The 24,303-nt window shown below is 68.9% G+C and carries 16 protein-coding genes; 9 read left to right on the forward strand and 7 right to left on the reverse strand.

Translation table 11 applies throughout. The features are described from left to right. Position 1: 1 nt before the first annotated feature. Positions 2–1,744, reverse strand: coding sequence for a cyclic di-GMP phosphodiesterase CdpA (cdpA, locus tag WS57_RS23585; RefSeq protein ID WP_194796380.1), 1,743 nt, complete (start codon positions 1,742–1,744; stop codon positions 2–4). A 278-nt stretch (positions 1,745–2,022) separates the two neighbouring features. Here cdpA and WS57_RS23590 point away from each other — a divergent pair, with 278 nt between their 5' ends. Further along, on the forward strand, positions 2,023–2,571 hold the full coding sequence (locus WS57_RS23590; protein ID WP_040126994.1) for a peroxiredoxin: 549 nt from the start codon (positions 2,023–2,025) through the stop codon (positions 2,569–2,571). An 85-nt stretch (positions 2,572–2,656) separates the two neighbouring features. Here the strand turns inward: WS57_RS23590 and WS57_RS23595 are convergent, their stop codons facing one another. Further along, positions 2,657–3,286, reverse strand: coding sequence for an NAD(P)H-binding protein (locus tag WS57_RS23595; RefSeq protein ID WP_040126995.1), 630 nt, complete (start codon positions 3,284–3,286; stop codon positions 2,657–2,659). 245 nt (positions 3,287–3,531) lie between these two features. Between WS57_RS23595 and WS57_RS23600 the strand changes: the two genes are divergently transcribed. Continuing rightward, positions 3,532–5,019, forward strand: coding sequence for an NYN domain-containing protein (locus WS57_RS23600; protein WP_069244905.1), 1,488 nt, complete (start codon positions 3,532–3,534; stop codon positions 5,017–5,019). 160 nt (positions 5,020–5,179) lie between these two features. On the opposite strand, the gene WS57_RS23605 is transcribed toward WS57_RS23600, so the two are convergent. Continuing rightward, positions 5,180–5,563, reverse strand: coding sequence for a VOC family protein (locus WS57_RS23605; RefSeq protein ID WP_059603755.1), 384 nt, complete (start codon positions 5,561–5,563; stop codon positions 5,180–5,182). A 230-nt stretch (positions 5,564–5,793) separates the two neighbouring features. On the opposite strand from WS57_RS23605, the gene WS57_RS23610 reads away from it, so the two are divergent. From WS57_RS23610 to WS57_RS23630, 5 genes are all read left to right on the forward strand, one after another. Next, on the forward strand, positions 5,794–6,234 hold the full coding sequence (locus WS57_RS23610; protein WP_040126998.1) for a (2Fe-2S)-binding protein: 441 nt from the start codon (positions 5,794–5,796) through the stop codon (positions 6,232–6,234). Beyond that, a complete protein-coding gene (locus tag WS57_RS23615) occupies positions 6,218–8,422 on the forward strand; it encodes a xanthine dehydrogenase family protein molybdopterin-binding subunit (RefSeq protein WP_069244906.1) in 2,205 nt (734 codons plus the stop codon). Before WS57_RS23610 ends, WS57_RS23615 begins: the two co-directional genes overlap by 17 nt. Before the next feature lie 79 nt (positions 8,423–8,501). Continuing rightward, positions 8,502–9,590: a porin gene (locus tag WS57_RS23620; protein WP_069244907.1), complete on the forward strand. Its 1,089-nt coding sequence runs from the start codon at positions 8,502–8,504 to the stop codon at positions 9,588–9,590. A 30-nt stretch (positions 9,591–9,620) separates the two neighbouring features. Continuing rightward, positions 9,621–10,583, forward strand: a complete 963-nt coding sequence (locus tag WS57_RS23625; protein ID WP_060254955.1) for an AraC family transcriptional regulator — start codon at positions 9,621–9,623, stop codon at positions 10,581–10,583. Next, entirely contained in the window at positions 10,561–11,262 is a 702-nt protein-coding gene (locus WS57_RS23630; RefSeq protein ID WP_069244908.1) for a helix-turn-helix domain-containing protein, read from the forward strand. The genes WS57_RS23625 and WS57_RS23630 overlap by 23 nt, the downstream gene beginning before the upstream one ends. 133 nt (positions 11,263–11,395) lie before the next feature. Here the strand turns inward: WS57_RS23630 and WS57_RS23635 are convergent, their stop codons facing one another. From WS57_RS23635 to WS57_RS23650, 4 genes are all read right to left on the reverse strand, one after another. After that, entirely contained in the window at positions 11,396–14,704 is a 3,309-nt protein-coding gene (locus WS57_RS23635; RefSeq protein ID WP_069244909.1) for an efflux RND transporter permease subunit, read from the reverse strand. Between the two features lie 3 nt (positions 14,705–14,707). Continuing rightward, the gene (locus WS57_RS23640; RefSeq protein ID WP_040127004.1) at positions 14,708–17,821 is read right to left on the reverse strand and encodes an MdtB/MuxB family multidrug efflux RND transporter permease subunit; all 3,114 of its coding nucleotides are present in this window, start codon (positions 17,819–17,821) and stop codon (positions 14,708–14,710) included. A 15-nt stretch (positions 17,822–17,836) separates the two neighbouring features. Next, entirely contained in the window at positions 17,837–19,201 is a 1,365-nt protein-coding gene (locus WS57_RS23645) for an MdtA/MuxA family multidrug efflux RND transporter periplasmic adaptor subunit (protein ID WP_040127005.1), read from the reverse strand. Positions 19,202–19,450: 249 nt separating this feature from the next. Continuing rightward, the gene (locus tag WS57_RS23650; RefSeq protein ID WP_009687436.1) at positions 19,451–20,275 is read right to left on the reverse strand and encodes an IclR family transcriptional regulator; all 825 of its coding nucleotides are present in this window, start codon (positions 20,273–20,275) and stop codon (positions 19,451–19,453) included. Between the two features lie 733 nt (positions 20,276–21,008). Here WS57_RS23650 and WS57_RS23655 point away from each other — a divergent pair. Beyond that, positions 21,009–22,592 carry a multicopper oxidase domain-containing protein gene (locus WS57_RS23655; RefSeq protein WP_009687437.1) on the forward strand — a complete coding sequence of 528 codons (1,584 nt, stop codon included), beginning with the start codon at positions 21,009–21,011 and terminating at the stop codon, positions 22,590–22,592. A gap of 61 nt (positions 22,593–22,653) precedes the next feature. Then, entirely contained in the window at positions 22,654–24,303 is a 1,650-nt protein-coding gene (locus WS57_RS23660; protein WP_009687438.1) for a multicopper oxidase domain-containing protein, read from the forward strand.

Below are 24,303 nucleotides of genomic sequence, written 5' to 3' on the forward strand. Positions count from 1 at the left end.
GTCAGGCCGCCGCGTGCAGGCGCAGCTGCTGCGCCTCGAAGCGCCGCGCGAGTTCCTCGGACGGCAGCGCCTGGCATACGAGCCAGCCCTGGATATGGTTGCAGCCCATCTCGGTCAGCAATTCGCGCTGCGCCTCGGTCTCGACGCCTTCCGCGACGAGTTCGAGGTCGAGCGTCTGCGCGAGGCCGACCACCGCCGACACGATCGCGCGGTCGTTGCGCGAGGTCAGCAGGTTCTCGACGAAGCTGCGGTCGATCTTCAGCTTCGCGAGCGGGAAGCGCTGCAGGTAGGCGAGGCTCGAATAGCCGGTGCCGAAATCGTCGATCGCGAAGCGGATGCCGAGCTCGGTCAGTTCCTCGAGCAGTTCCTTCGCGTGCGCGGGATCGTGCATCAGCAGGCTTTCGGTGATTTCGAGCACGATGCGGCGCGGGTCGATGCCCGTCAGCGTGATCGCCTCGCGCACGCTCTGCGTGAAGCGCGGGTCGCGGAACTGCTGCGGCGACACGTTGACCGCGACGTATTGCAGCGCGAGGCCCTGGCGGTCCCACGCGACGAGCTGCATGCACGCGGCCTTCAGCACCCAGTTGCCGAGATAGTTGATCAGGCCGATCGATTCGGCGAGCGGGATGAAGGTCGCCGGCGGCACCAGGCCGTGCACCGGATGGCGCCAGCGGATCAGCGCCTCGACGCCGACCACGGCGCCCGACTGGCTGCGCGTGATCGGTTGGAAGTGCAGCGAGAATTCGCCGTTGCGCACGCCGTCGTACAGGTCGGCTTCGAGCTTCAGCCGCTCGGCGTCGGCCGGATCGTCGACCGGCGTATGGAACGCGAGCGCATTGCCGCCCGAGGCCTTCGCCTGGGCGAGCGCATGGTCCGCGCGCCGCAGCAGCGGGCTGTGGTGTTGCGCGCGATGCGACGGCGGCCGCTCGTCCGGGTACAGCGCGATGCCGATGCTCGCCGACAGGTGCACGGGCTGCCCGTGATACACGTAAGGTTCGCGGACCGCGGCCTGCAGCCGGCGCGCGAGCGCGCCCGCCGCGTCGCTGGCCTGCGCGCGGTCCGGCGCGCCGAGCACGACCGCGAACTTGTCGCTCGCGACGCGCGCGAGCCGCTCGCCGGGCGAGACGAGCGTGCGCAGCCGCTGCGCGGTTTCGCGCAGCAGCGTGTCGCCGGCGTCGTAGCCGAGCGCGCGGTTGATCCGCTGGTAGTCGTCGAGATCGAGCAGCAGCAGCGCCGCGCAGGTGCCGCCCTCGTCGGCGGACTGCTGCGCGCGCATCAGCGCGGGCACGAGCGCGGACAGGTTGTCGAGCCCCGTCATCGGGTCGTGATGCATCTCGTAGGTGAGGCGCGCCTCGAGCGCGCGCCACGACGACACGTCGAACGCCGCGATCGCGAAGCCGTCGACGCCGTGGTGGCGGCTCTTGACCGCGCGCAGCTCGACGTCGAGCGGGTAGGTCAGCGACTTGACGATGCACATCGTCGCCTTCTCGACCTGGCCCGAGCGCGCGGCGCGCGCAAGCAGGCCTTCGAGCGCCGAGGTATCCTGTTCGGCGATCAGGTCGCGCAGCGTCAGCGTATGCAGATAGTCGCGGTGGTAGCCGATGAAGCGCAGGCTGGCGTCGGACACGTACAGGAAGCGCAGTTCGCGGTCGACATGGGCGAGGAAGTCCACCGTGCCGACCGTCTGTTCCAGCCAGTTGCGTACGGTGTCGTCGCGGCGCGGCGCGCCGGCGCGCGCGGGCATCAGCGCGCCGCCCGACCATGCGAAGCGGCGCAGCGTACGCAGGGCGCTCCGCCAGGGGCCCTTGCGCGGCGTCTGTTTCCTGTTGGCTTCCATGTTTCTCGCTGACGTGAAGGGCTGGAACCGGTTGTCCGGTAGGAATAACGGCAGACTGCGGCGAATCTTTAACGGACCGGCCCGCGGGCGGCGCTGCCGCCGGGCCGGATCGGGCACGCGCATGCGGCGGTCGAGCGCCGGCGCGGCCTGCAACGAGGCTGACTTTATAAGAAATGAGGACGCAGATGAAGCGAAAACTGTTGGTGGGCGCCGTCGCGGCGCTGGTGGCCGGCCATGCGCTGCTCGCGCAGGCGGAACTGAAGCCGGGCGACGCGGCGCCCGATTTTACGACCCAGGCGTCGCTGGGCGGCAAGACTTACACGTACTCGCTCGCCGATGCGCTGAAGCACGGCCCGGTCGTGCTGTATTTCTACCCGGCCGCGTTCACGAAGGGCTGCACGATCGAGGCGCACGCGTTCGCGGACGCGGTCGACCGCTACAAGGCGTACGGCGCGACGGTGATCGGCGTATCCGCCGACAATATCGACACGCTGACGAAGTTTTCGGTGAGCGAGTGCCGCAGCAAGTTCCCGGTCGCGGCCGACCCGGACGCGAAGATCATCCGCGAGTACGACGCGAAGCTGCCGGCGCTCGACCGCGCGAACCGCGTGTCCTACGTGATTTCGCCGGAAGGGAAGATTCTGTATGAATACACGAGCCTGTCGCCCGACAAGCACGTGGAGAACACGCTGGCCGCCGTGAAGGCGTGGGCGGACGCGCATCCGAAGCCGTAACGGCGAGGCGGCGCGAACGCCGCCCGTGCGGGCGGCTCGCGCCGGCAGGCGCGGGCCGGCGGTCGCCTCGCCGGCTGCGCGCGCGTCACGCGCGCAGCGCCTGCTCGATCGGCACGCTGCCGCCGACGAAGCCGATGATCTTGCGCGAGATGCCGAGCTTGATCGCCTCGATCGCGGCCCACGCGACGTCCTGGCGCGAGACCGGCGGCGCGGGCTCGACGCGCTCCTCGGTCAGCGCGATCTTGCCGACGCCGGGCGTGTCGGCGAGCGGGCCCGGGCGCAGGATCACGTAGTCGACGCCCGACGCGATCACGCGCTCGTCGCCTTCGCGTTTCATCTGTGAATAATGACGCAGCGCCTCGGGGCTGCGCTCGGGCCAGTACGCGGACAGCGAACTGATCACGACCAGCTTCTGGACGTTGTACGCGAGCGCATACTCGGCCGCGCGCGCGACCGCGTCGCGGTCGACCTGTTCCTCTTCGGCCGCGCCTTCCGACTCGGCCGAACCGGCCGCATAGATGACATGCGTGACGCCCTGGAACGCGTGCGAGAAATCGCCCGTCAGATCGGCCTCGACGACCTTCGCGCCCGGCAGCGCATAGCCGTGCCGGCGCACGAGCGCCGTGAGCTCGAATTCCGGCTGCTCGAGCAGCAGATCCGCACAGGCCTGGCCCGTGCGGCCGGTCGCGCCAATCAGCAGTACCTTCGTCGTCATGAAACCGCTCCTTGATCGATGCGTCGTCCTTCCAGATAGGGACGGACGACCGATACTCAAGTGTATGTCGAATTGGGCCGGCGGCGGCGACGTAAAGGGGGGCATATCGTCTACGGTGCGCCGGCGCACATTACGCCGTGTCGGCGCGCGAATGCGGGCGATGCGCCGCCGACCGGCTATCATGTGCGCCACGCATTTCCTGCCGCTACGCAATACAACGCGTCGGCCAACCGGTTGGAGTACACATGGCATTACCCCTCGACAACATCAGCATGGCGGTGTTCTGCGACTTCGAGAACGTCGCGCTCGGCGTGCGTGACGCGAAGTACGAGAAGTTCGACATCAAGCCCGTGCTCGAACGGCTGCTGCTGAAGGGCAGCATCGTCGTGAAGAAGGCGTATTGCGACTGGGATCGCTACAAGGGCTTCAAGGCGGCGATGCACGAGGCGAGCTTCGAGCTGATCGAGATTCCGCATGTGCGCCAGTCGGGCAAGAACTCGGCCGACATCCGGCTCGTCGTCGACGCGCTCGACCTCTGCTACACGAAGTCGCACGTCGACACCTTCGTGATCATCAGCGGCGACTCGGATTTCTCGCCGCTCGTGTCGAAGCTGCGCGAGAACGCGAAGAAGGTGATCGGGGTCGGCGTGAAGAAGTCGACCTCGGACCTGCTGGTCGCGAACTGCGACGAATTCATCTTCTACGACGACCTGGTGCGCGAGCAACAGCGTGCGCTCGCGAAGCGCGAACAGCAGCGCGCGGGCAACGGCGGCGCGAAGCGGCCCGACGAGCCGTCGCGCAAGCCCGAGCTGGAGATGCGCCGGGCCGAGGCGATCGCGCTGGCGGTCGAGACCTTCGACGCGCTGGCGTCGGAGCGCGACGACGTCGGCAAGATCTGGGCGTCGGTGCTCAAGAGCGCGATCAAGCGCCGCAAGCCGGATTTCAACGAGTCGTATTACGGATTCCGCGCGTTCGGCAACCTGCTCGACGAAGCGCAGGCGCGCGGGCTGCTCGAAGTGGGGCGCGACGACAAGTCGGGCGCGTTCGTGTCGCGCGCGCGTCATGCGGCGGCCGCGGAGCCGGTCGCGGCGGACGCCGGCGCGGCGCAGCATGCGGCGTCCCAGCACGGCGCGCGTGCGGCCGAGCCGGCGCACGGCGAGCGCGAATCGCGCCGCCGCGGCGGGCAGGGCGAGCCGCGCGCGCGGGAAGCCGCGCCGGTCGAGCCGGCCTTCGTCGAAAGCATCGACGAAGTCGAGGCGTCGGCGTCCGTGGCGGTCGAGGCGGCCGACACGCACGGCGACGGCAAGGACGGCCGCAAGCGCGCACGCAAGAGCGCCGCGAAGAAGGCCAGTCCGAAGAAGGGCGCTGCCGCGAAGGGCGGCGAGCGTCGCGCGGCAGCGAAGGACGAGGATGCCGCGCACGGCGGCGCGAAGCATCATGGCGGCGACCGGCATGCGGACGCGCAGCAGGGCGACGCCGCGCAGGCGGAGGCGAAGCCGCACGACGCCGCGGATGCCGGCAGCCGGCCCGCCGAAGCGGCGCAGGCCGAGGCGGTCGTGGCCGAGCCGGTCGCGCAGGCGGCGCATGAAGCGGCGCCTGAACCGGTGCACGAAGCGGCGACCGACACCGCGCCGGTCGACGACGCACCGGCCGCTGCCAAGCCGAAGAAGCCGGCCCGCAAGGCGGCGCCGCGCGCGCGTCGGCCGCGCAAGACGGCCACGACCGCCGAGTAACGGTCGCCGTCGCGGCCGCAGCCGCTCCGGTTCGCAAGCAGGACGCGACCGGACGCGGGGCCGCGCAATACGTATCGCCCGGCCTGTGCCGGAAACGGGGCGGTATCGATTGCCGCCCCGGCACACCGGCCGGCGCCCGCCGGCCCGGCCGCCCGCGGCCCTAGCCGTTCAGCGCATACGGCCGCGTCATCACCTCGAGGAAGTGCCCGTCCGGATCGTCGAAATACACGCCGCGTCCGCCGTTGTGACGGTAGATGTCGCCGGGCTGCCGCTTCGCCGGATCGGCCCAGTGCGGCAGCCCGCGGTCGCGTATGCGCGCGTACACGCGGTCGAAGCCGGCTTCGTCGAGCAGGAAAGCGTAGTGCTGGGACGCGATCTCGCCGTCCTTTTCATAGAAATCGAGCGATACGCCGTTGTCGAGCGGGACTACCAGCATCGCGCCGAACGGCGTCGGCGCGGGCAGTTCGAGCAGATCGACGAGGAAGCGGCTCGACGCGCGCTTGTCGCGGCACCAGACGATCGTATGGTTCAGCTGGACGTTCATGACGGATTCCCGGCAGTACCCATGCACAGACGATAGTCGAACGCGGCCGGCGTTCAAGCCGGACCGGCCGCAGCCGCCGCGCGTCGTCGGCCGGAACGATCTGGACGATCGGCTACTTTTTCGGGAGCAAAGGTCATTGGCGCGGTTTTTTACGCCGCCAAGAATCCCTGTCAGGCGATCGCCGCCATCCGCCGGATGGCGAACGGCGACGCGCAACAGGGAGACAGACGATGCGCTTCATGCTGAACGGCCAGCCGTTCGATTTCGACGGCGATCCCGACACGCCGCTGCTGTGGGTCGTGCGCGACGCGGCCGGCTTGACGGGCACCAAATACGGTTGCGGGATCGGCGCGTGCGGCGCCTGCACCGTGCATCTCGACGGCGAAGCCGCGCGTTCGTGCGTGCTGCCGGTGGCCGGCGTCGCAGGCCGCGCGGTGACGACGATCGAGGGGCTGTCGCACGACCGCTCGCATCCGGTGCAGCGCGCGTGGATCGAGAAGGACGTGCCGCAGTGCGGCTACTGCCAGTCGGGGATGGTGATGGCGACGGCCGCGCTGCTCGCGCGCCACCGCAAGCCGACCGACGCGCAGATCGATGCGGCCGTCACGAACCTGTGCCGCTGCGCGACCTATCAACGCATCCGCGAGGCGATCCATGTCGCGGCCGGCTGACGCAGTGCACGCGCGTGTCGCGCCGAGCGCGTCGCGGCGCGTATTCCTGAAGGGCGGCGTCGCGCTCGCGGGCAGCCTGCTGCTGCCGCTCGCGATCGGCGACGTCGTGCATGCGGCCGGCGACGGCGCGCAGTTTCGCGAGATCAACGACTGGGTGCGCGTCGACGCCGACGGCCGCACGATCATCGGCCTGTCGCAGGCGGAAGTCGGGCAGGGCGTCTACACGGGGCTGCCGCAGGTGCTGGCCGACGAGATGGACGCCGACTGGCGCAGCGTGACGATCGAGTTCGTCACCGGGCGCGACGCGTACCGGATCGACGCCGCGAACGAGGCGCCGCAGCAGTTCGTCGGCGCGTCGATGTCGGCGACGATGTTCTACACGCGGCTGCGCATCGCGGGCGCGCAGGCGCGCTCGGCGTTCCTGCGCGCCGGCGCCGCGCGGCTCGGCGTGCGCGACACGCAGTGCGTGACGCGCGACGGCCGTGTCGTCCATCCGCCGAGCGGCCGGTCGCTGTCGTACGGCGCGCTCGTCGACGACGCGGCGAAGCTGCCGCACGACCCGCAGCCGAAGCTGAAGCCGGCCTCCGCGCACACGCTGATCGGCCGTCCGCTGCACAAGCTCGACGTGCCCGCGAAGGTCGACGGCAGCGCGATCTACGGCATCGACGTGCGGGTGCCCGGCATGCTGGTCGGCGCGCTCGCGATGGCGCCGACGCTGAACGGCCGGCCGACCGCCGTGCACAACCGCGACGCGCTGCGCGCGATGCCCGGCGTCGTGGACGTCGTGCTCGCGAAGGACGCGGTGATCGTCGTCGCGCAGACCTACTGGCAGGCGAAGAAGGCATGCGACGCGGCGGACGTCGCATGGGACGCGGGCGCGACGCCGCCGTTCGACAGCGCGACGATCCTCGCGCAGCGCAAGGGCGCGCTGCAGGCGCCGCACGCGGTGGTCGCGACGCACATCGGCGAACCCGCGCGCCGGCTCGCCGAGGCCGGCACCGTCGTCGAAGCCGACTATCACACGCCGTACATCGTCCACGCGACGATGGAGCCCGTCAACGGGACCGTGCATGTGCGCGCCGACGAGATCGAGGTGTGGGGGCCGATCCAGGGCCAGGACAAGGTGCGCTGGACGCTGTCGTCGCTGTTCGGCGTGCCGGCCGGGAAGGTGATCGTCAACACGACGTTCCTCGGCGGCAGCTTCGGCCGCAAGTACGTGCCCGATTTCGTCGTGCATGCGGCCGTCGCGTCGAAGGCGGTCGGGCGGCCGGTCAAGGTGATCCGCTCGCGCGAGGACGACATCCGTCACGGCTTCTACCGGCCCTGCGCGTCCGCGCGCCTGCGCGCCGCGCTCGGCAGCGACGGGCTGCCGGTCGCGCTGCATGCGCGCGTCGCCGGCCATTCGCTGTACGCGGCGATCAAGCGCGACCGCTACGACAAGGCGGGCGGCTGGGACGAGACGATGCTCGACGGCCTGTACGACCTTTGCTACGACGTGCCGAACCTGCTCGTCGATTCGGTCACGGTGATGCAGCCGATTCCGGTCAGCTTCATGCGCAGCGTCGGCAGCACCTCGACGGTGTTCTTCCTCGAAAGCTTCGTGAACGAACTCGCGCATACGGTGCGGGCCGATCCCGTGCGCTACCGGCGCGCGCTGCTCAAGCACGACCCGCTCGCGCTGCGCGTGCTCGACGCGACGGCCGCGCGCGCGAACTGGTTCGGCCGCGCGCCGGCCGGCGTGTCGCGCGGCGTCGCGTACTCGCTCTACACCGGGCGCGGCGGCGCGTTCAGCACCTATGTCGCGACGATTGCCGAGCTGCGCGTGACGGGCGGCAGCGTGAAGCTCGAGCGGATCGTCTGCGGCATCGACTGCGGCCGCGCGATCAATCCGCTGCTGATTCGCGAGATGGTCGAGGGCGGCGTCGGCTTCGCGCTGACCAATACGTTTCGCAGCGAGATCACGTTCGAGCACGGTGCGGTCGTGCAGCGCAATTTCGCGGACTACCCGCTGCTCGGGCTGGCCGCGATGCCGAGGATCGAAGTGGTGATCGTCGACAGCGACCGCGATCCGCAGGGCTGCGGCGAAGTCGCGCTGCCGCCGGTGGCGCCGGCGGTGGCCGACGCGATCTGGCGCGCCACCGGCCAACGCCCGCGCTCGATGCCGTTCGACACGCCGCTCGCGAGCTGAGCGGCCGCCGCGCTTTTTCCCACCGGCCGGCATCGCCGGCCTTCATAAGCACAACGATACGACAGGTCTGGAGATTTCGATGAAAACGTTCCGCACGGCCGCGACGGCCGTTTCGTTTGCCGCAGCCGCGGTGTCGACCGGCGCGCACGCGCAAAGCAGCGTGACGCTGTACGGCATCGTCGACACCGGCGTGCAGTACTACAACAACGCGGCGGGCGGCGGCTCGGTCGCGGGCATGCCGGCGCTGACCGGCGAAGTGCCGTCGCGCTTCGGCGTGCGCGGCGTCGAGGATCTCGGCGGTGGCTATCGCGCGTTCTTCGTGCTCGAGAACGGCTTCGCGATGAATTCGGGCGCACTGAACTACGGCGGCCGGCTGTTCGGCCGGCAGGCGAACCTCGGCATCGAATCGCCGTACGGCACGCTCACGCTCGGGCGGCAGATGAACATGTCGATGCTCGTGCTGCTCAATGCCGACGTGATCGGCCCGTCGATCCATTCGATGGCGAGCTTCGACAGCTATCTGCCGAACGCGCGCAGCGACAACGCGCTCGGCTATCTCGGCCGCTTCGGCGGCCTGACGCTCGGCGGCACCTACAGCACCGGACGCGACGGCGCGGGCCCGGCCGGCCCGTCGGCCACCAACTGCGCGGGCAACGTGCCGGGCGACCCGGTCGCATGCCGGCAATACACGATGATGGTCGCGTACGACGCGCCGCAGCTCGGCGCGGCCGCCTCGTACGACGTGATGCACGGCGGCACCGGCGCATCGGCGCCGCTGTCGAGCCCCGGCTATACCGACACGCGCACGATCGTCGACGCGTACGTGAAATTCGGCATCGCGAAACTCGGCGCGGGCTGGATCCGCCGCAACACGGCGGCCGCGGTCCACAGCCAGTCGGACCTCTTCTTCGCGGGCGGCACGCTCTACGCGACGCCGGCGCTATCATTCGACGCACAGGCCCTGCGCTATCTGCTGCGCGGCCGCTCCGACTCGAACCTGTTCGTCGCGCGGGCGAACTACAGCCTGTCGAAGCGGACGATGGTCTATGCGTCGGTCGGCTACATGATGAACAGCGCGCTCGGCACGTCGGCGGTGGCGGCCGGCGGCACGGTCGGCGCCGGCCAGAACCAGGTCGGCGTGATGGCGGGCATTCAGCAGCGCTTCTAGCCGGCGGCGCGCACCACGGAGACTCCGACGATGACGATCGACCTTCTCAGCGACGTGCTGACCGACCTGCGGGCCGACGCGGTCGTCACCGGGCGCTTCACGCTGAGTGCGCCGTGGGCGATCCGCAAGCCGGCCGTCGCCGGCGCGCCGTTTCGCACCTGCGCGGGCAGTCCGTTCTATCTGTCGGTCGCGGGGGCGCCGCCGGTGCACGTCGAGCCGGGCGACTTCGTGCTGCTGCCGCACGGCGACGAGCATGTGATGGCGTCGTCGCTCGACGAGCCGCCCGTGCCGTTCGACACGCTGATGGCGGACAAGGGCATCCGGCCGCGTTTCGACACGCCGCTCGAATTCGTCGCCGGCGGCGGCGGGGCGACCAGCGAGCTCTATACGGGCATCGTCGTGTATCGCGACATCGTGCGCAGCCCGCTGTTCTCCGTGCTGCCGACGCTGATCCACGTGCGTGCGCACGACGCGGCCGTCGCGCCGTGGCTGGCGAGCACGCTGCAGAGCTTCATCGAGGAATCGATGGCCTGCCAGCCGGGCTGGGCCGTGGCCGCGACGCGCCTCGCCGACGTGCTGTTCGTGCAGCTGTTGCGTGCGCACCTGCAGTCGTCGGCCAATCATACGGGCTGGCTGCGCGGCCTGACCGATCCGCAGATCGGCCGCGCGATGGCGCTGATGCACCGCGACCCGCGCCGCAACTGGCAGCTCGCGAGTCTCGCCGCCGAAGCCGGCATGTCGCGCTCGCGGTTCTGCGCGCGCTTTGCCGAGCTGGTCGGCGAGACGCCGATCGGCCACCTGACCGCGTACCGGATGTATCTGGCGAGCGGCGAGCTCGCGCAGGGCAGGCTGCGCCTGATCGAGATCGCGGAGCGGGTCGGCTACACGTCGGAGAAGGCGTTCGCGCGCGCGTTCCACCGCTGGTCGGGGATGGCGCCGCGCCGCTATGCGCGCAACGCACGGGATCTGTATGACCTCGCCCGGCAACGATGACGGCGCCGTGGGCTACCGCGTGCCGGCGCTTGCGCGCGGGCTCGCGATTCTCGGCGCGGTCGCGGCCGCGCCCGGCGGCGCGAGCGGCGCGGCACTGGCAGCGCGGCTCGGCGCGCCGCGCAACTCCGTCGCGCGATTGCTGAAAACGCTGGTGCTACAAGGTTTTCTCGTCGTCGACGCGCATGGTCGCTATCGGCCCGGGCCGGCGAGCGCGCGGGTCGCGGCCGCGTATCTCGATGCGCAACCGCAAGTCAAGCAGGCGCAGCCGGTGCTGGACGCGCTGTGCGCGCGCACTGGGCTGGCCGCGCAACTGCTCGGCCGCGATGGCGCGGACGTCGTCGTGCTCGCGCAGGCGGCGCCCGCCGGGGCCGCGTGCGTGGTCACGCGCGTCGGTGCACGGTTCAACGGGCTGGCCGCGGAGGCGGGCGAGACAGGCGGCGGGGGCGACAGGAGCGAGGCAGCCGAACGCGGCGCGCCGCCCGTCTGGCGGCTGGGCCTGCGCGGTGCATCGCAGCGCGCGCCCGGCCTCGTCGCGATGCCGCTGGATGCGCGCGGCGCGCTGGCGATCGGTGTCGCGCTCGATGCGCCGGACGATGCGCGATGGCGGCAGGTGCCCGCGCTGATCGACGACGCAGCGCGACGCCTGTCGCGCACGCTGGCCGCGGCGGCCGACTGCTGACTGCCGCGCGCGGCGCGCATGCGCCGGCGCAGGCCACCCACCACGTTTCGATGCCGGGCCGGAGTCCGCGCCGGCCGGCACGCGGGACGACGGGCGGCGCAGGCTGCGCGTCGGCCCCGTGCCCAGCCTGCCGTCACTCGCCCGCGACCGCCGGCCCGCCCGAATTCCCGCGGCGGTTGCGCCGCTTCTCGCCCCACACGCGCAGCCGGTCCATGTACAGATAGACGACCGGCGTCGTATAGAGCGTCAGCACCTGCGACACGATCAGGCCGCCCGCGATCGCGATCCCGAGCGGCGCGCGCAGCTCGGCACCGTCGCCGTTGCCGAACGCGAGCGGCAGCGCGCCGAGCAGCGCGGCCATCGTCGTCATCATGATCGGCCGGAAGCGCAGCAGGCACGCCTCGTGGATCGCTTCGAGCGACGACTTGTGGCCGTTGCGAGTCTGGTCGATCGCGAAGTCGACCATCATGATTGCGTTCTTCTTCACGATGCCGATCAGCAGGATCACGCCGATCAGCGCGATGATGCTGAACTCGGTCTTGAACAGCAACAGCGCGAGCAGCGCGCCGACGCCGGCCGACGGCAGCGTCGACAGGATCGTGATCGGATGGATGTAGCTCTCGTACAGGATCCCGAGCACGATGTAGACGGCCAGCAGTGCGGCCATGATCAGGATCGGCTGGTCGTTCAGCGACTGCTGGAACGCCTGCGCGGTGCCCTGGAAGCTGCCGACGATGGTCGGCGGCACGCCGATCTGCGCCATCGTCTGGTAGATCACCTGCGTCGCCTGCGACAGCGACACGCCCGGCGGCAGGTTGAACGAGATCGTCGTCGCGACGAACAGCCCCTGGTGGTTCACCGACAGCGGCGTCGTGCTCGGGCCGAAGGTCGCGATCGCCGACAGCGGGATCATCGTCGACTTCGAGGTCGACACGGCCGCGCCCGACGACGCGCTCGACTTGCCGCTCGATGCGATCGAGTTCAGCGCCTGGTTGCGCGCCGAATCCGACGCGATCGCCGCGGCGCTGGTGGCGGCCGTGCCGGCGCTCGACGTGCCGGCCGACGTCGCGACGTAGGTGCCGGCCGCCGCGTTGGTGGTCTGCGAGCCGTTGGCGCTGCCGCCCGACGTGCTGATCCACACCTGGTTCAGCATCTCCGGGCTCTGCCAGTATTTCGGCGCGACTTCCATCACGACGTGGTACTGGTTCAGCGGGTTGTAGATCGTCGAGACCTGGCGCTGGCCGAACGCGTCGTACAGCGTGTTGTCGATCTGCGCGGGCTTGATGCCGAGCCGCGCGGCCGTCGCGCGGTCGATCGTCACCATCGCCTCGAGGCCGCCTTGCTGCTGGTCGGAGTTCACGTCGGCGAGCTCGGGGCGCTTCTGCAGCGCCTCGGTCAGCAGCGGCCCCCATTTGTAGAGGTCGGCGCTCGAATCGCCGAGCAGCGTGAACTGGTACTGCGCATTGCTCTGGCGGCCGCCGACGCGGATGTCCTGCGCCGACTGCAGGAACGTGCTCGCGCCGGCCACGTTCGACAGCGGCCCGCGCAACTGCTGGATCACCTGGTCGGCCGACACCTTGCGCTCGGTGCGGTCCTTCAGCGTAACGAACATGAAGCCCGAGTTGGTCTGCGTGCCGCCCGTGAAGCCCGCGGCGCTCTTCACGTTCGGGTTGCTCTGCACGATCCGCATCATCTCGGTGAACTTCTGCTTCATCGCCTGGAACGACGTGGCCTGGTCGGCGCGGATGCCGCCGATCATCAGCCCGGTGTCCTGCTGCGGGAAGAAGCCCTTCGGCACGATCACGTACAGGTAGACGTTCAGCCCGATCGTCGCGAACAGGATCAGCAGGATCAGCAGCGGCCGGCGCAGCGCCCACGACAGCGAGCGCTCGTAGCCGCGCTGCATGCGCGTGAAACAGCGTTCCAGGAAACGCGCGAAGCGGCCTTCGGCGCGCGGGTCGTGCGTCTCGGGCAGCAGGCGCGCACACATCATCGGCGTGACGGTCAGCGACACCGCGAGCGACACCGCGATCGCGAGCGACAGCGTCAGCGCGAACTCGCGGAACAGGCGCCCGACGATGCCGCCCATCAGCAGGATCGGCAGGAACACCGCGACCAGCGAGATGCTCATCGACAGCACCGTGAAGCCGACCTCGCGCGCGCCGTCGAACGCGGCCTGCAGCCGCGGCGTGCCGTTCTCGATGTGGCGCGCGATGTTCTCGAGCACGACGATCGCGTCGTCGACGACGAAGCCGGTCGCGACGATCAGCGCCATCAGCGACAGGTTGTCGATCGAGAAGCCGAGCAGGTACATCGCGCCGAACGTGCCGACGATCGAGATCGGCACCGCGACGCTCGGGATCAGCGTCGCGCGCCAGTTGCGCAGGAACAGGAACACGACCATCACGACCAGGCTGACCGCGATCAGCAGCGTGCGCTCGGTGTCCTTCAGCGACGCGCGGATCGTCGTCGAACGGTCGAGCACCGGCGTGACCGTGATGTCGGCCGGCAGCGACGCGGTGAGCTGCGGCAGCGCCGCGCGCACGCGGTCGATCGTCTCGATGATGTTCGCGCCGGGCGAGCGGTAGAGGATCACCAGCACCGCGCGCTTGCCGTTCGACAGGCCGAGGTTGCGCAGGTCCTCGACCGAATCGACGACCTCGGACAGGTCGGACAGCCGCACGCCCGCGCCGTTGCGGTACGCGACGACGAGGTCGCGGTACTGCTCGGCCTGCGACGCCTGGTCGTTCGTATAGAGCTGGAAGTGCTGCGGGCCGAACTCGATCGCGCCCTTCGGGCTGTTCGCGTTCGCGGACGCGAGCGCGGCGCGCACGTCCTCGAGGCCGATTCCGTAGTGGAACAGCGCCTGCGGTTCGAGCTCGACGCGCACGGCCGGGTTCGCGGAGCCGCTCACCGATACCTGGCCGATCCCGTCGATCTGCGACAGCGACTGCTGCAGCACCGTCGATGCGGCATCGTAGAGCTTCGCGGCCGACGAGGTTTCCGACGTCAGCGACACGATCATGATCGGCGAATCGGCCGGGTTGACCTTGCGATAGGTCGGGTTGCTCTTCAGCGCGGCGGGCAGGTCGGCGCGCGCCGCGTTGATCGCGGCCTGCACGTCGCGCGCGGCGCCGTCGATGTCGCGGTTCAGCCCGAACTGCAGGATGATCCGCGCATTGCCGACCGTGCTGGTCGACGTCATCTCGGTGACGTCGGCAATCGAGCCGAGGTGCCGTTCGAGCGGGCTCGTCACGCTGGTCGCGACCGTCTCCGGGCTCGCGCCCGGCAGCGAAGCCTGCACCGAGATGGTCGGGAAGTCGACCTGCGGCAGCGGCGACACGGGCAGCTTGATGAACGCGAACAGGCCCGCGAGCGCGACGCCGAGCGCGAGCAGCGTCGTCGCGACGGGGCGGGTGATGAAGGGACGCGACAGGTTCATCGCTTACGCATCCGTATGCGTGCCGGCGGCCGGGCCGCGGCGTTCGAACCAGCCGCGCATGCGGCGCGCGAGTGCGTCGAAGCCGAGGTAGATCACCGGTGTCGTAAACAGCGTCAGCACCTGCGACACGATCAGGCCGCCCGCGATCGCGATCCCGAGCGGCTGACGCAGCTCGGAACCGGCGCCGGCGCCGACGATCAGCGGCACCGCGCCGAGCAGCGCGGCGAGCGTCGTCATCAGGATCGGCCGGAACCGCAGCAGGCACGCCTGGTAGATCGCCTCGCGCGGCGGCTTTCCCTCGACGCGCTCGGCCTCGAGCGCGAAGTCGATCATCATGATCGCGTTCTTCTTCACGATGCCGATCAGCAGCACGATGCCGATGATGCCGATGATGTCGAGGTCGTGTCCGGTCAGCATCAGCGCGAGCAGTGCGCCGACGCCGGCCGACGGCAGCGTCGACAGGATCGTGATCGGGTGGATGTAGCTCTCGTACAGCACGCCGAGCACGATGTACATCGTGACGACCGCCGCGAGGATCAGGAACAGCTGGTTCGACAGCGACGCCTGGAACGCGAGCGCGGCGCCCTGGAAGCGCGTCTGGAACGACGCGGGCAGGCCGATCTCCTGCTCGGCGGCCTGGATCGCCTTGACCGCCTCGCCGAGCGACGCGCCCGGCGCGAGGTTGAACGAGATCGTCGTCGACGGGAACTGCGACAGGTGCGACACGAGCAGCGGCGATGGCCGCTCGTGGAACGACGCGATCGACGACAGCGGCACCTGGCCGCCGCCCGCCGACGGCAGGTAGATGTCGTTCAGCGACTGCGCGTAGTGCTGGTCCTTCGGCTCCGATTCGAGAATCACGCGGTACTGATTCGACTGCGTGAAGATGGTCGACACGATGCGCTGGCCGAACGCGTCGTACAGCGCGTTATCGACGGTCGCCGGCGTGATGCCGAAGCGCGCGGCGCTCGCGCGGTCGATCTCGATATAGACCGATTGGCCGTTGCTCTGCAGGTCGGTCGCGACGTCGGCGAGCGACGGCTCCTGCTGCAGCCGCGCGACGAGCTTCGGCACCCAGGTCGCGAATTCGTCGGAATTCGGGCTCGTCAGCATGAACTGGTACTGCGTCGGGCTGACCGTCGAGTCGATCGTCAGATCCTGCACCGACTGCATGAACAGCGAGATGCCCGTCACGTTCGCGACGCGCTGCTGCAGGTCGCGGATGATCTGGCTCGCGGTTTCGGAACGCGCGTCGCGCGCCTTCAGGTTGATCAGCATCCGGCCGCTGTTGAGCGTGATGTTCGAGCCGTCGACGCCGATGAACGAGGTCAGGCTGTCGACGTTCGGATCCTTCAGGATCTCGGCGGCCAGCGTCTGCTGCCGCTCGGCCATCGCGCCGTACGAAATCGACTGCGGCGCCTGCGTGATCGCCTGGATCACGCCGGTGTCCTGCGCGGGGAAGAAGCCCTTCGGCACGAATACGTACAGCAGCCCGGTCAGCACCAGCGTGAGCAGCGCGACGACGAGCGTCGCGCGCTGCCGGTTCAGCACCCATTCGAGCGCGACCGCATAGCGCGCGATCACCCAGTCGATCGTGCGATGCACGCGCGCCTCGAAGCGGTGGCTCTCGGGCGGCGGCGAATGGCGCAGCAGCTTCGCGCACATCATCGGCACGAGCGTCAGCGACACGACCGCCGAGATCACGATCGTCACCGCGAGCGTGATCGCGAATTCATGGAACAGGCGGCCCACCACGTCGCCCATGAACAGCAGCGGGATCAGCACCGCGATCAGCGACACCGTCAGCGAGATGATCGTGAAGCCGATCTGCTTCGAGCCCTTCAGCGCGGCCTCGAGCCCCGAATCGCCTTCCTCGACGTAGCGCGCGATGTTCTCGATCATCACGATCGCATCGTCGACCACGAAGCCGGTCGCGATCGTCAGCGCCATCAGCGACAGGTTGTTCAGCGAGAAGCCGGCGAGGTACATCACCGCGAGCGTGCCGATCAGCGACAGCGGCACCGACAGGCTCGGGATGATCGTCGCGTAGATGTTCGCGAGGAACAGGTACATCACGAGCACGACCAGCACGACCGACAGCATCAGCTCGAACTGCACGTCGCGCACGGCCGCGCGGATCATCGTCGTGCGGTCGGTGACGACCTGCACGTCGAGCGCGGCGGGCAGCGTTTCCTGCAGCTTCGGCAGCTGCGCCTTGATCGCGTCGACGGTCGCGATCACGTTCGCGCCGGGCTGGCGCTGCACGTTCAGGATGATCGCGGGCTCCGAATTGACCCACGCGCCGAGCTTGGTGTTCTCCGAGCCGGCCACGACTTTCGCGACGTCGGTCAGCATCACCGGCCGGCCGTTCTTGTACGCGACGACCGCGCTGTTGTACTGATCGGCGCTCGTCAGCTGGTCGTTCGCATTGATCGTGTAGGCGCGCGTCGGGCCGTCGAAGTTGCCCTTCGGCGTGTTGACGTTCAGGTTCGAGATCGTCGTGCGCAGATCGTCGAGGTTCATCCCGTACTGCGCGAGCGCGGTCGGGTTCGCCTGGATCCGCACGGCCGGGCGGTTGCCGCCCGACAGGCTGACGAGGCCGACGCCGGCGATCTGCGAGATCTTCATCGCGAGGCGCGTGTCGGTCAGGTCCTGCACCTGCGTGAGCGGCAGCGTCTTCGACGTGACCGCGAGCGTCAGCACCGGCGCATCGGCCGGGTTGACCTTCGCGTAGATCGGCGGGGCAGGGAGGTCCGACGGCAGCAGGTTGCCGGCCGCGTTGATCGCGGCCTGCACTTCCTGTTCGGCGATGTCGAGCGGCAGGTCGAGCGAGAACTGCAGCGTGATCACCGACGCGCCGGCCGAGCTTTGCGACGACATCTGGTTCAGCGACGGCATCTGCCCGAACTGCCGTTCGAGCGGCGCCGTGACCGACGACGTCATCACCTCGGGGCTCGCGCCCGGGTAGAAGGTCTGGACCTGGATCGTCGGGTAGTCGACTTCGGGCAGCGCGGCGAGCGGCAGGAAGCGCAGCGCGACCAGGCCGGCCAGCATGATCGCCGCCATCAGGAGGGCGGTGCCGACCGGCCGGAGGATGAAGAGGCGGGATGGATTCATCGAGCGGCCCGCGCGTTATTGGGCCGCTGCCTGCGATGCACCGCGCTTGTGCCCGCCGTGACGGCCGGCCGCGCCCGATGCGCCCGACGCCGCATGCGCGCCGGATGCCGCGCCTGCGCCTGACGCACCCTTGGGCTTGTCGGCCGGAATCGAGATCTTCGAGCCTTCGCGCAACCGGTCGGAGCCGTCGGTGACGACGCGCTCGCCGAGTGCGACGCCGTCGATGATGCTGGTGCGTTCGCCGTCGACCGGGCCGGTCTTGACCTTGCGCACCGTCACCGTGTTGTCGGGCTTGACGACATACACGAACTGGCCGATCGAGCCCGTCAGCACGGCGGAAGTCGGCACGATCGTCGCATCGCGCATCACGTCGACCAGCAGCCGCGTGTTGACGAACTGATTCGGGAACAGCAGGCCTTCCTTGTTTTCGAAGGTCGCGCGCAGCTTGACGGTGCCGGTGCTGGTGTCGATCTGGTTGTCGAGCGTGGCGAGCGAGCCCGTCTCGAGCGGGATCGTGTTGTTGCGGTTGTAGGCGGTGACCGACAGCTTCTGGCCCGCGTTCACCTGCTTGAGGATCTGCGGCAGGTTGTCTTCGGACGTCGTGAAGATCACGCTCATCGGCTGCAGCTGCGTGATCACGACGATGCCGTTCGTGTCGCCCGGCGTCACGTAGTTGCCCGGATCGACCTGCCGCAGGCCGACGCGCCCCGACACGGGCGCCGTGATGCGCGCATACGTGAGGTTCAGCTTCGCGGAATCGATCGCGGCCTGGTCGGTCTTCACCGTCCCTTCGTATTGCTTGACGAGCGAGGCCTGCGTGTCGACCGTCTGCGATGCGATCGAGTCCTGCGACAGCAGCGTCTGGTAGCGCTTCAGGTCGAGGCGCGCGGTCGCGAGCAGCGCCTGGTCGCGCGCGAGCGTGCCCTCGGCGTTCTCGAGCGCGACCTGGTACGGGCGCGGGTCGATCTGTGCGAGCACGTCGCCCTTCCTGACGATCTGGCCTTCCTGGAACGCGACCGACTGCAGGTAGCCCGACAGCTGCGTGCGGACCGTCACGTTCGCGAGCGGCGTCACGGTGCCGAGCGCGCTCAGCACGATCGGCATCTCGCCCTTGGTCGCGGGCGCGACCTGCACGGGCTGCGGAACGTTCGCCATCGCAGCGGGGCCGCCGCGGCCGCGATGGCCGCCGCCTGCGGCGGCGCCGCTTGCCGCACCGCCGGCCGCCGGCTTGCCGGCCGGCGTGCGGCTCCACGGATGCCACCACAGCAGGCCGCCGATGACGACGACCGCGAGCACGCCGACGATCAGCTTGCGGCGCGGGGGCCGGGCGGGCGGCACGGGATCTTTTGAAGGGGGCGTGGGCTTTTGTTGGTTGTCCATCGTGTTCTGTCAGGAAGACGGCGCGGCGTGCCGGAAACGGGCTGCGGGCGGCGGGCGGGCTTCGGCTGCCGGAGCGGCGGGCCCGGCTCGGCCCGGGCCTCTCCAGCCCGCGCGGGAAAGAGCAGTGCGCACCGCGACGGCGGTGCGACGATGGGCATGATCCTACGTCCCGTCCCCGTTAGAGTCCAGTGCTCTATCTTTCAACGGGTTACGGTCGTTACAGAACGCGACAGAACGATGACGAACCGATTACACCGCGATGCGCCGGGCCGGTGCGCCGCCGATCTCGCGCGTGATCTTCGCGATGCATTCGTGCAGCGCCGGCACCACGTGCTCGTGCAGCCATTCGGGCGGGCACTGGCTGGACGCGCCGCCGCAGTTCACCGAATAACGCTGGCCCGACGGTCCGACGAAGCCGGCCGCGACCGCGTTCAGCCCTTCGCGCCATTCGCCGATCGCGATGGCGTAGCCCTCGCGCATCGCATCGTCGAGCGCAGGATTGAGCCGCGCATGCACGTGCGGCCAGTCGTCGCCGGCCGACGCGCGCAGTGCGTCGATCAGCGCGCGGCGCTCGTCGTTTTCGAGCGCGGCCAGATACGCGCGGCCGACGGCCGTGCGCGCGATGTCCATCCGCGAGCCGATCTCGAGGCGCGTGACCAGCACGGCCGAGCGCGGCCGGATCACGTCGATCGCGACCATGTCGAGCCGGTCGCGCACCGCGAGGTGCACGGACAGCGACGTGCGTTCGGCCAGCTCGATCATGAACGGCCGCGAGCGCGCGCGGATGTCGAAGTTGCGCAGGAAGCCGTGGCTCAGCTCGAGCACCGACGCGGTCAGCACGAAGCGCTCGCTGTCGGGCAGCTGGAACAGGAAGCCGGCGCTGACCAGCGTCGCGGTAATGCGCGACACGGTCGGCTTCGGGATGCCGGTCAGTTCGGTCAGCTCCCGGTTGCTGACGGGCGCGTCGGCCGCCGCGATGCGCCGCAGGACGGCGAGGCCGCGCGCGAGCGCGGTGATTTCGTCGGGCGACGATTCGCGTTCCCGGGGGGCGGCAGAAGTTACAGATGTCGACACGAGGGATTCTCTCTATTTCCGAAACTCGATTTCAATTTTGTTGGTATTGTCAGATAATTGTCAAACCATGCATGTTCGATATGTGAATCGGTCATGCGGTGCGATTTTACGGGTTCACCCTTGGTTTATTAGGAAAACCCCCAAAGCAGCCTTGCCGGAAAGTGCATGAACCCGTGCAAATACCGCTTGACTTGGCGGACGGAAACGGAAAGAATGTCTCACGTTTTCGAAACATCGTTTCAGGAGTTTAACCGGCAACGGTGTTTCGCGCAGTCTCTCAGGTTCTAGCACGGCCCTCGGAATGGCTAGAACTTTTTTAGCGCCACGGTCTCCGTGGCGCTTTTTTTTTTGCCCTTCGCCTTCCGTTCGCAGGCCGGCAAGCCCGCTGCCACGGCCGAAACGCAGCCGTGGCGCCACCGCGAAGTCTACCGCGTCGCCCGTCATCCCGCCCCTGGCGCCGCTGCGCTGTCCGGCGCGCGCCTCGATTCCGTCGTCTCGATCCGCTTCGCGCGGCGTCGGCATTCGGCCGCCGCAAGTCCTGGCGCACCCCGCCCGAACGATGCGCGTCATTCGCCGGAGACCCCCTATGCAAAAGTAGGGGGGTGACCCATCCCGGCCCGTCGTGCGTATCTGCAGAATGCCGGTACGGGCCGTGAAAGCTTCGCGGCCCGCGTCTGCAGCAGAGCATGACGGCCAGCGCGTGTCGCTGGCGGACCCCTCGGATGGAGGTCATATGTTCAGTACCCGCGCATATTGCAGCAGTGTGGCGGCACTGTTGCTGGCGCTGTCGACCGTTCCCGCGTTCGCGCAGTCGTTTCGGGTCCAATGCCCGTTCACCACGCCTGCCCACCCGACCGCGCTCGCACCGGGCGTCGGCGAGCCGGCCTACACGAAACCGACCTATACCGGACAGGCCTCGACCGCGACCGGCGCCATCAACGGCGCGATCAAGTGCCAGCAGATCTCCGGCGGCGACGGCTACGCGACGATGGCCAACGGCGTGCAGACCTACCTGTTCGCGTTCGGTCCGCTCTCCGGGCTGGCCGACGTCAAGGCCGGGCTGCCCGGTACGGAGCTCGCGTCGGTATTCAACACCGTCGGCGACCCGCGAACCGACCCGACCTACAACGGCGCGGTCGGCCTCGCGCCCGATCCGGACGCCGGCGGCGCGCTGACCGGGCACGTCGACCCGCGCCCGATCATGGACATCGGCGTGATGAACGGCAACGAACCGGCGCCGCTGATGGCGATCGACGAGGACGACGAATTCTTCCTGACGCTGACCAACGTCGGGATGATCATGCGTCCCGACCTGTTCGAGAAGCACACGGTGCACTTCCATGGCTATCCGAACGCGTCGTCGTTCTACGACGGCGTGCCCGATGCGTCCGTGGCGATCAACATCGGCGCGAGCTTCACCTACTACTACCTGGCGCCGGATGCCGGCACCTATTTCTGGCACTGCCACATCACGCCGCCGGAGCACCTGCAAATGGGCATGGTCGGGCAGATCTACGTGCGCCCGCGCCAGGACCGCGTGCCGAAGGGCGTGTCGCTGTACGAGGCGCTGGTCACGCAACAGGCGGACCTGAGGACGCGCTGCGGCAACGACATACTCTGTTCGACGCCGCTGCCGGCGCACAACAACGGTCTGCTGCGCGCCGCGAATCCGAACATCCCGGCGACCTCGCCGGAAACGCTGTCGCTCTATGCGTACAACGACGGCGACGGCTCGACCGCGTACGACGTCGAGTATCCGATCCAGATCCACGGCTTCGATCCGAACTTCCACTTCGTCGGCATGACGTTCAATCCGGAACCGTTCACCGACATGAAGGACAAGTTCTTCATGCTGAACGGCCGCAGCTATCCGGACACGGTCACGCAAGGGCCGATGTCGACGCCTTCGTCGGATTCCGCCATGCACCCGTCGCAGCCGCTGCCGACGCTGATCAACATCCCGGCCGGCGGCCGCGCGCTGCTGCGCATTTCCGACCTCGACGTGACCGAATACCAGACGCTCGCGTCGCTCGGCATCCCGATGCACGTGATCGCGATCAACGCCCGCATGCTGCGCGACATGGCCGGCAACAACATGGCCTACGACACCAATTCGATCACGCTCGGCGGCGGCGAATCGCTCGACCTGATTCTGGACGCCAGCGACAAGACGAAATACCACTCGGGCCAGATTTTCTATCTGTACACGCCGAATCTCGATCACCTGTCGAACGATCAGGAGAACTTCGGCGGCCTGATGACCGAAATTCATGTCTGCAGTGCGGTGGATCCGATCACCAAGCATTGCACTCTTTGAAGGCGAGGGCTCGCGCGTCTCGCGCGAGCCGGCCGCGTAGTCCTGCACTGAGGAGAAAACCGTGGGACACATCACTCACCACGCGTGGCGCGCGACGCTCGTCCGTCTCGTACGGATCGGCGTCGCGACGCTCGCCGCGCTGCTGTCGATACACGCGCACGCCGCGGCGCCCGGGATCACCGGCAAGGTCTTCAACCTCACGGCCCAGGAGGCGCGCATTACGCAGCCGGACGGCACGAGCGTCTATTCGTGGGGCTATGGCTGCGCGGCGAACAGCGCAACGCCGCCGGTGTTCTCGCCGTCGGCGATCGCCGGCGCGACATGCCCGACGATGCAGATCCCCGGCCCGACGCTGATCGTGCGGCAGGGCGACGTCATCACCGTGACGCTCACCAACAACCTGCCGGCCGCCGCCGGCAACACGTCGATCCTGTTCCCGGGATTCGTCGTGTGTACCGGGACGCTGAGCGCGGACGGCAAGACCTGCAGCGGCACCGGCGCCAACAACGGCGTGCCGGGGCTGCTCGCGCAGGAAGCGCCGCACGGCGCGACGGTCACCTACAGGTTCGTCGCGGCGACACCGGGCACGCACACGTACTTCAGCGGCACGCAGGGAGACCTGCAGGTCGAGATGGGACTGTACGGCGCGATCATCGTGCTGCCGAATACCGCGGTCAACACGGCGGGTTGCATGGCCTTTCCGGATGCGGGCCGGCCGTTCGGGCAGCACGATTTCCGCAACGCACCGGCGGCGTTCGACAACAGCGCAGCCTGCTACGATCGTGAATATCTTTTTCAGTTCTCCGAAATGGATCCGCGCATCCACCAGCAGGCGGAGCAGCAGGTGGCGGCCAATACTTCCTGCACGAGGCCGACCGGCTGCATGACGGTCGAGACCGAGCCGTATCACCCGGCGTACTTCATGGTCAACGGCCGTTCGATGCCGGACGACATGGATCCGAACTATGCGCCCCAGTACCCGCACCAGCCGTACAACGGCAATCCGCACATGCACCCGGGCGAACTGGTGCTGTTGCGCATCATCGGCACCGGTCGCTGGCAGCATCCGTTCCACGAGCACGGCAACCACGTGCGCGTGCTCGCGCGCGACGGCAACCTGCTGCTGACGCCGCCCGACCCGAACAACCCCGGCAAGCCGCCGCTGCCGGCGGGCCCGCTGCTGTTCACGACCACCACGACGCCCGGCCTCACGATGGACGGCATCTTCTACTGGACCGGCAAGGGGCTGAACTGGGACGTCTACGGGCACTACGCGGGCGACGGCTCGGTCTGCATCCCGGATGCGAACGGCTACTACACGACGGCATCGAACCCGCCGGCCCCGCGCAATGCGCCGAACTACTACGAGTGGTGCCAGGACCATGGCAAGGCGCTCGAGAAGGCGCCGTTCGGCAAGGTCGCGAGCGGCGGGCCGGTCACGCTGCCGGACTCGAACATCCTGACCAACGGTGCGTGGTACGGCGGCAGTCCCTACCTCGGACCGGATGCGACCACGCGCGCCACGGCGCCGACGGGCACATCGCCACCGAGCAACACGATCCTCAACCCGCCGGCGACGGAAGCAGGCTTCGCGTTCATGTGGCACTCGCATAACGAACGGGAAATCACGACGAACAACATCTTCCCAGGCGGAATGATGATGATGATGCTCGTCGACCCCCCGGTATTTCCGATCGACGAATCCAATTGA

The sequence above is a fragment of the Burkholderia pseudomultivorans genome (assembly GCF_001718415.1).
In the GTDB taxonomy this organism is placed as follows: Bacteria; Pseudomonadota; Gammaproteobacteria; order Burkholderiales; family Burkholderiaceae; genus Burkholderia; species Burkholderia pseudomultivorans_A.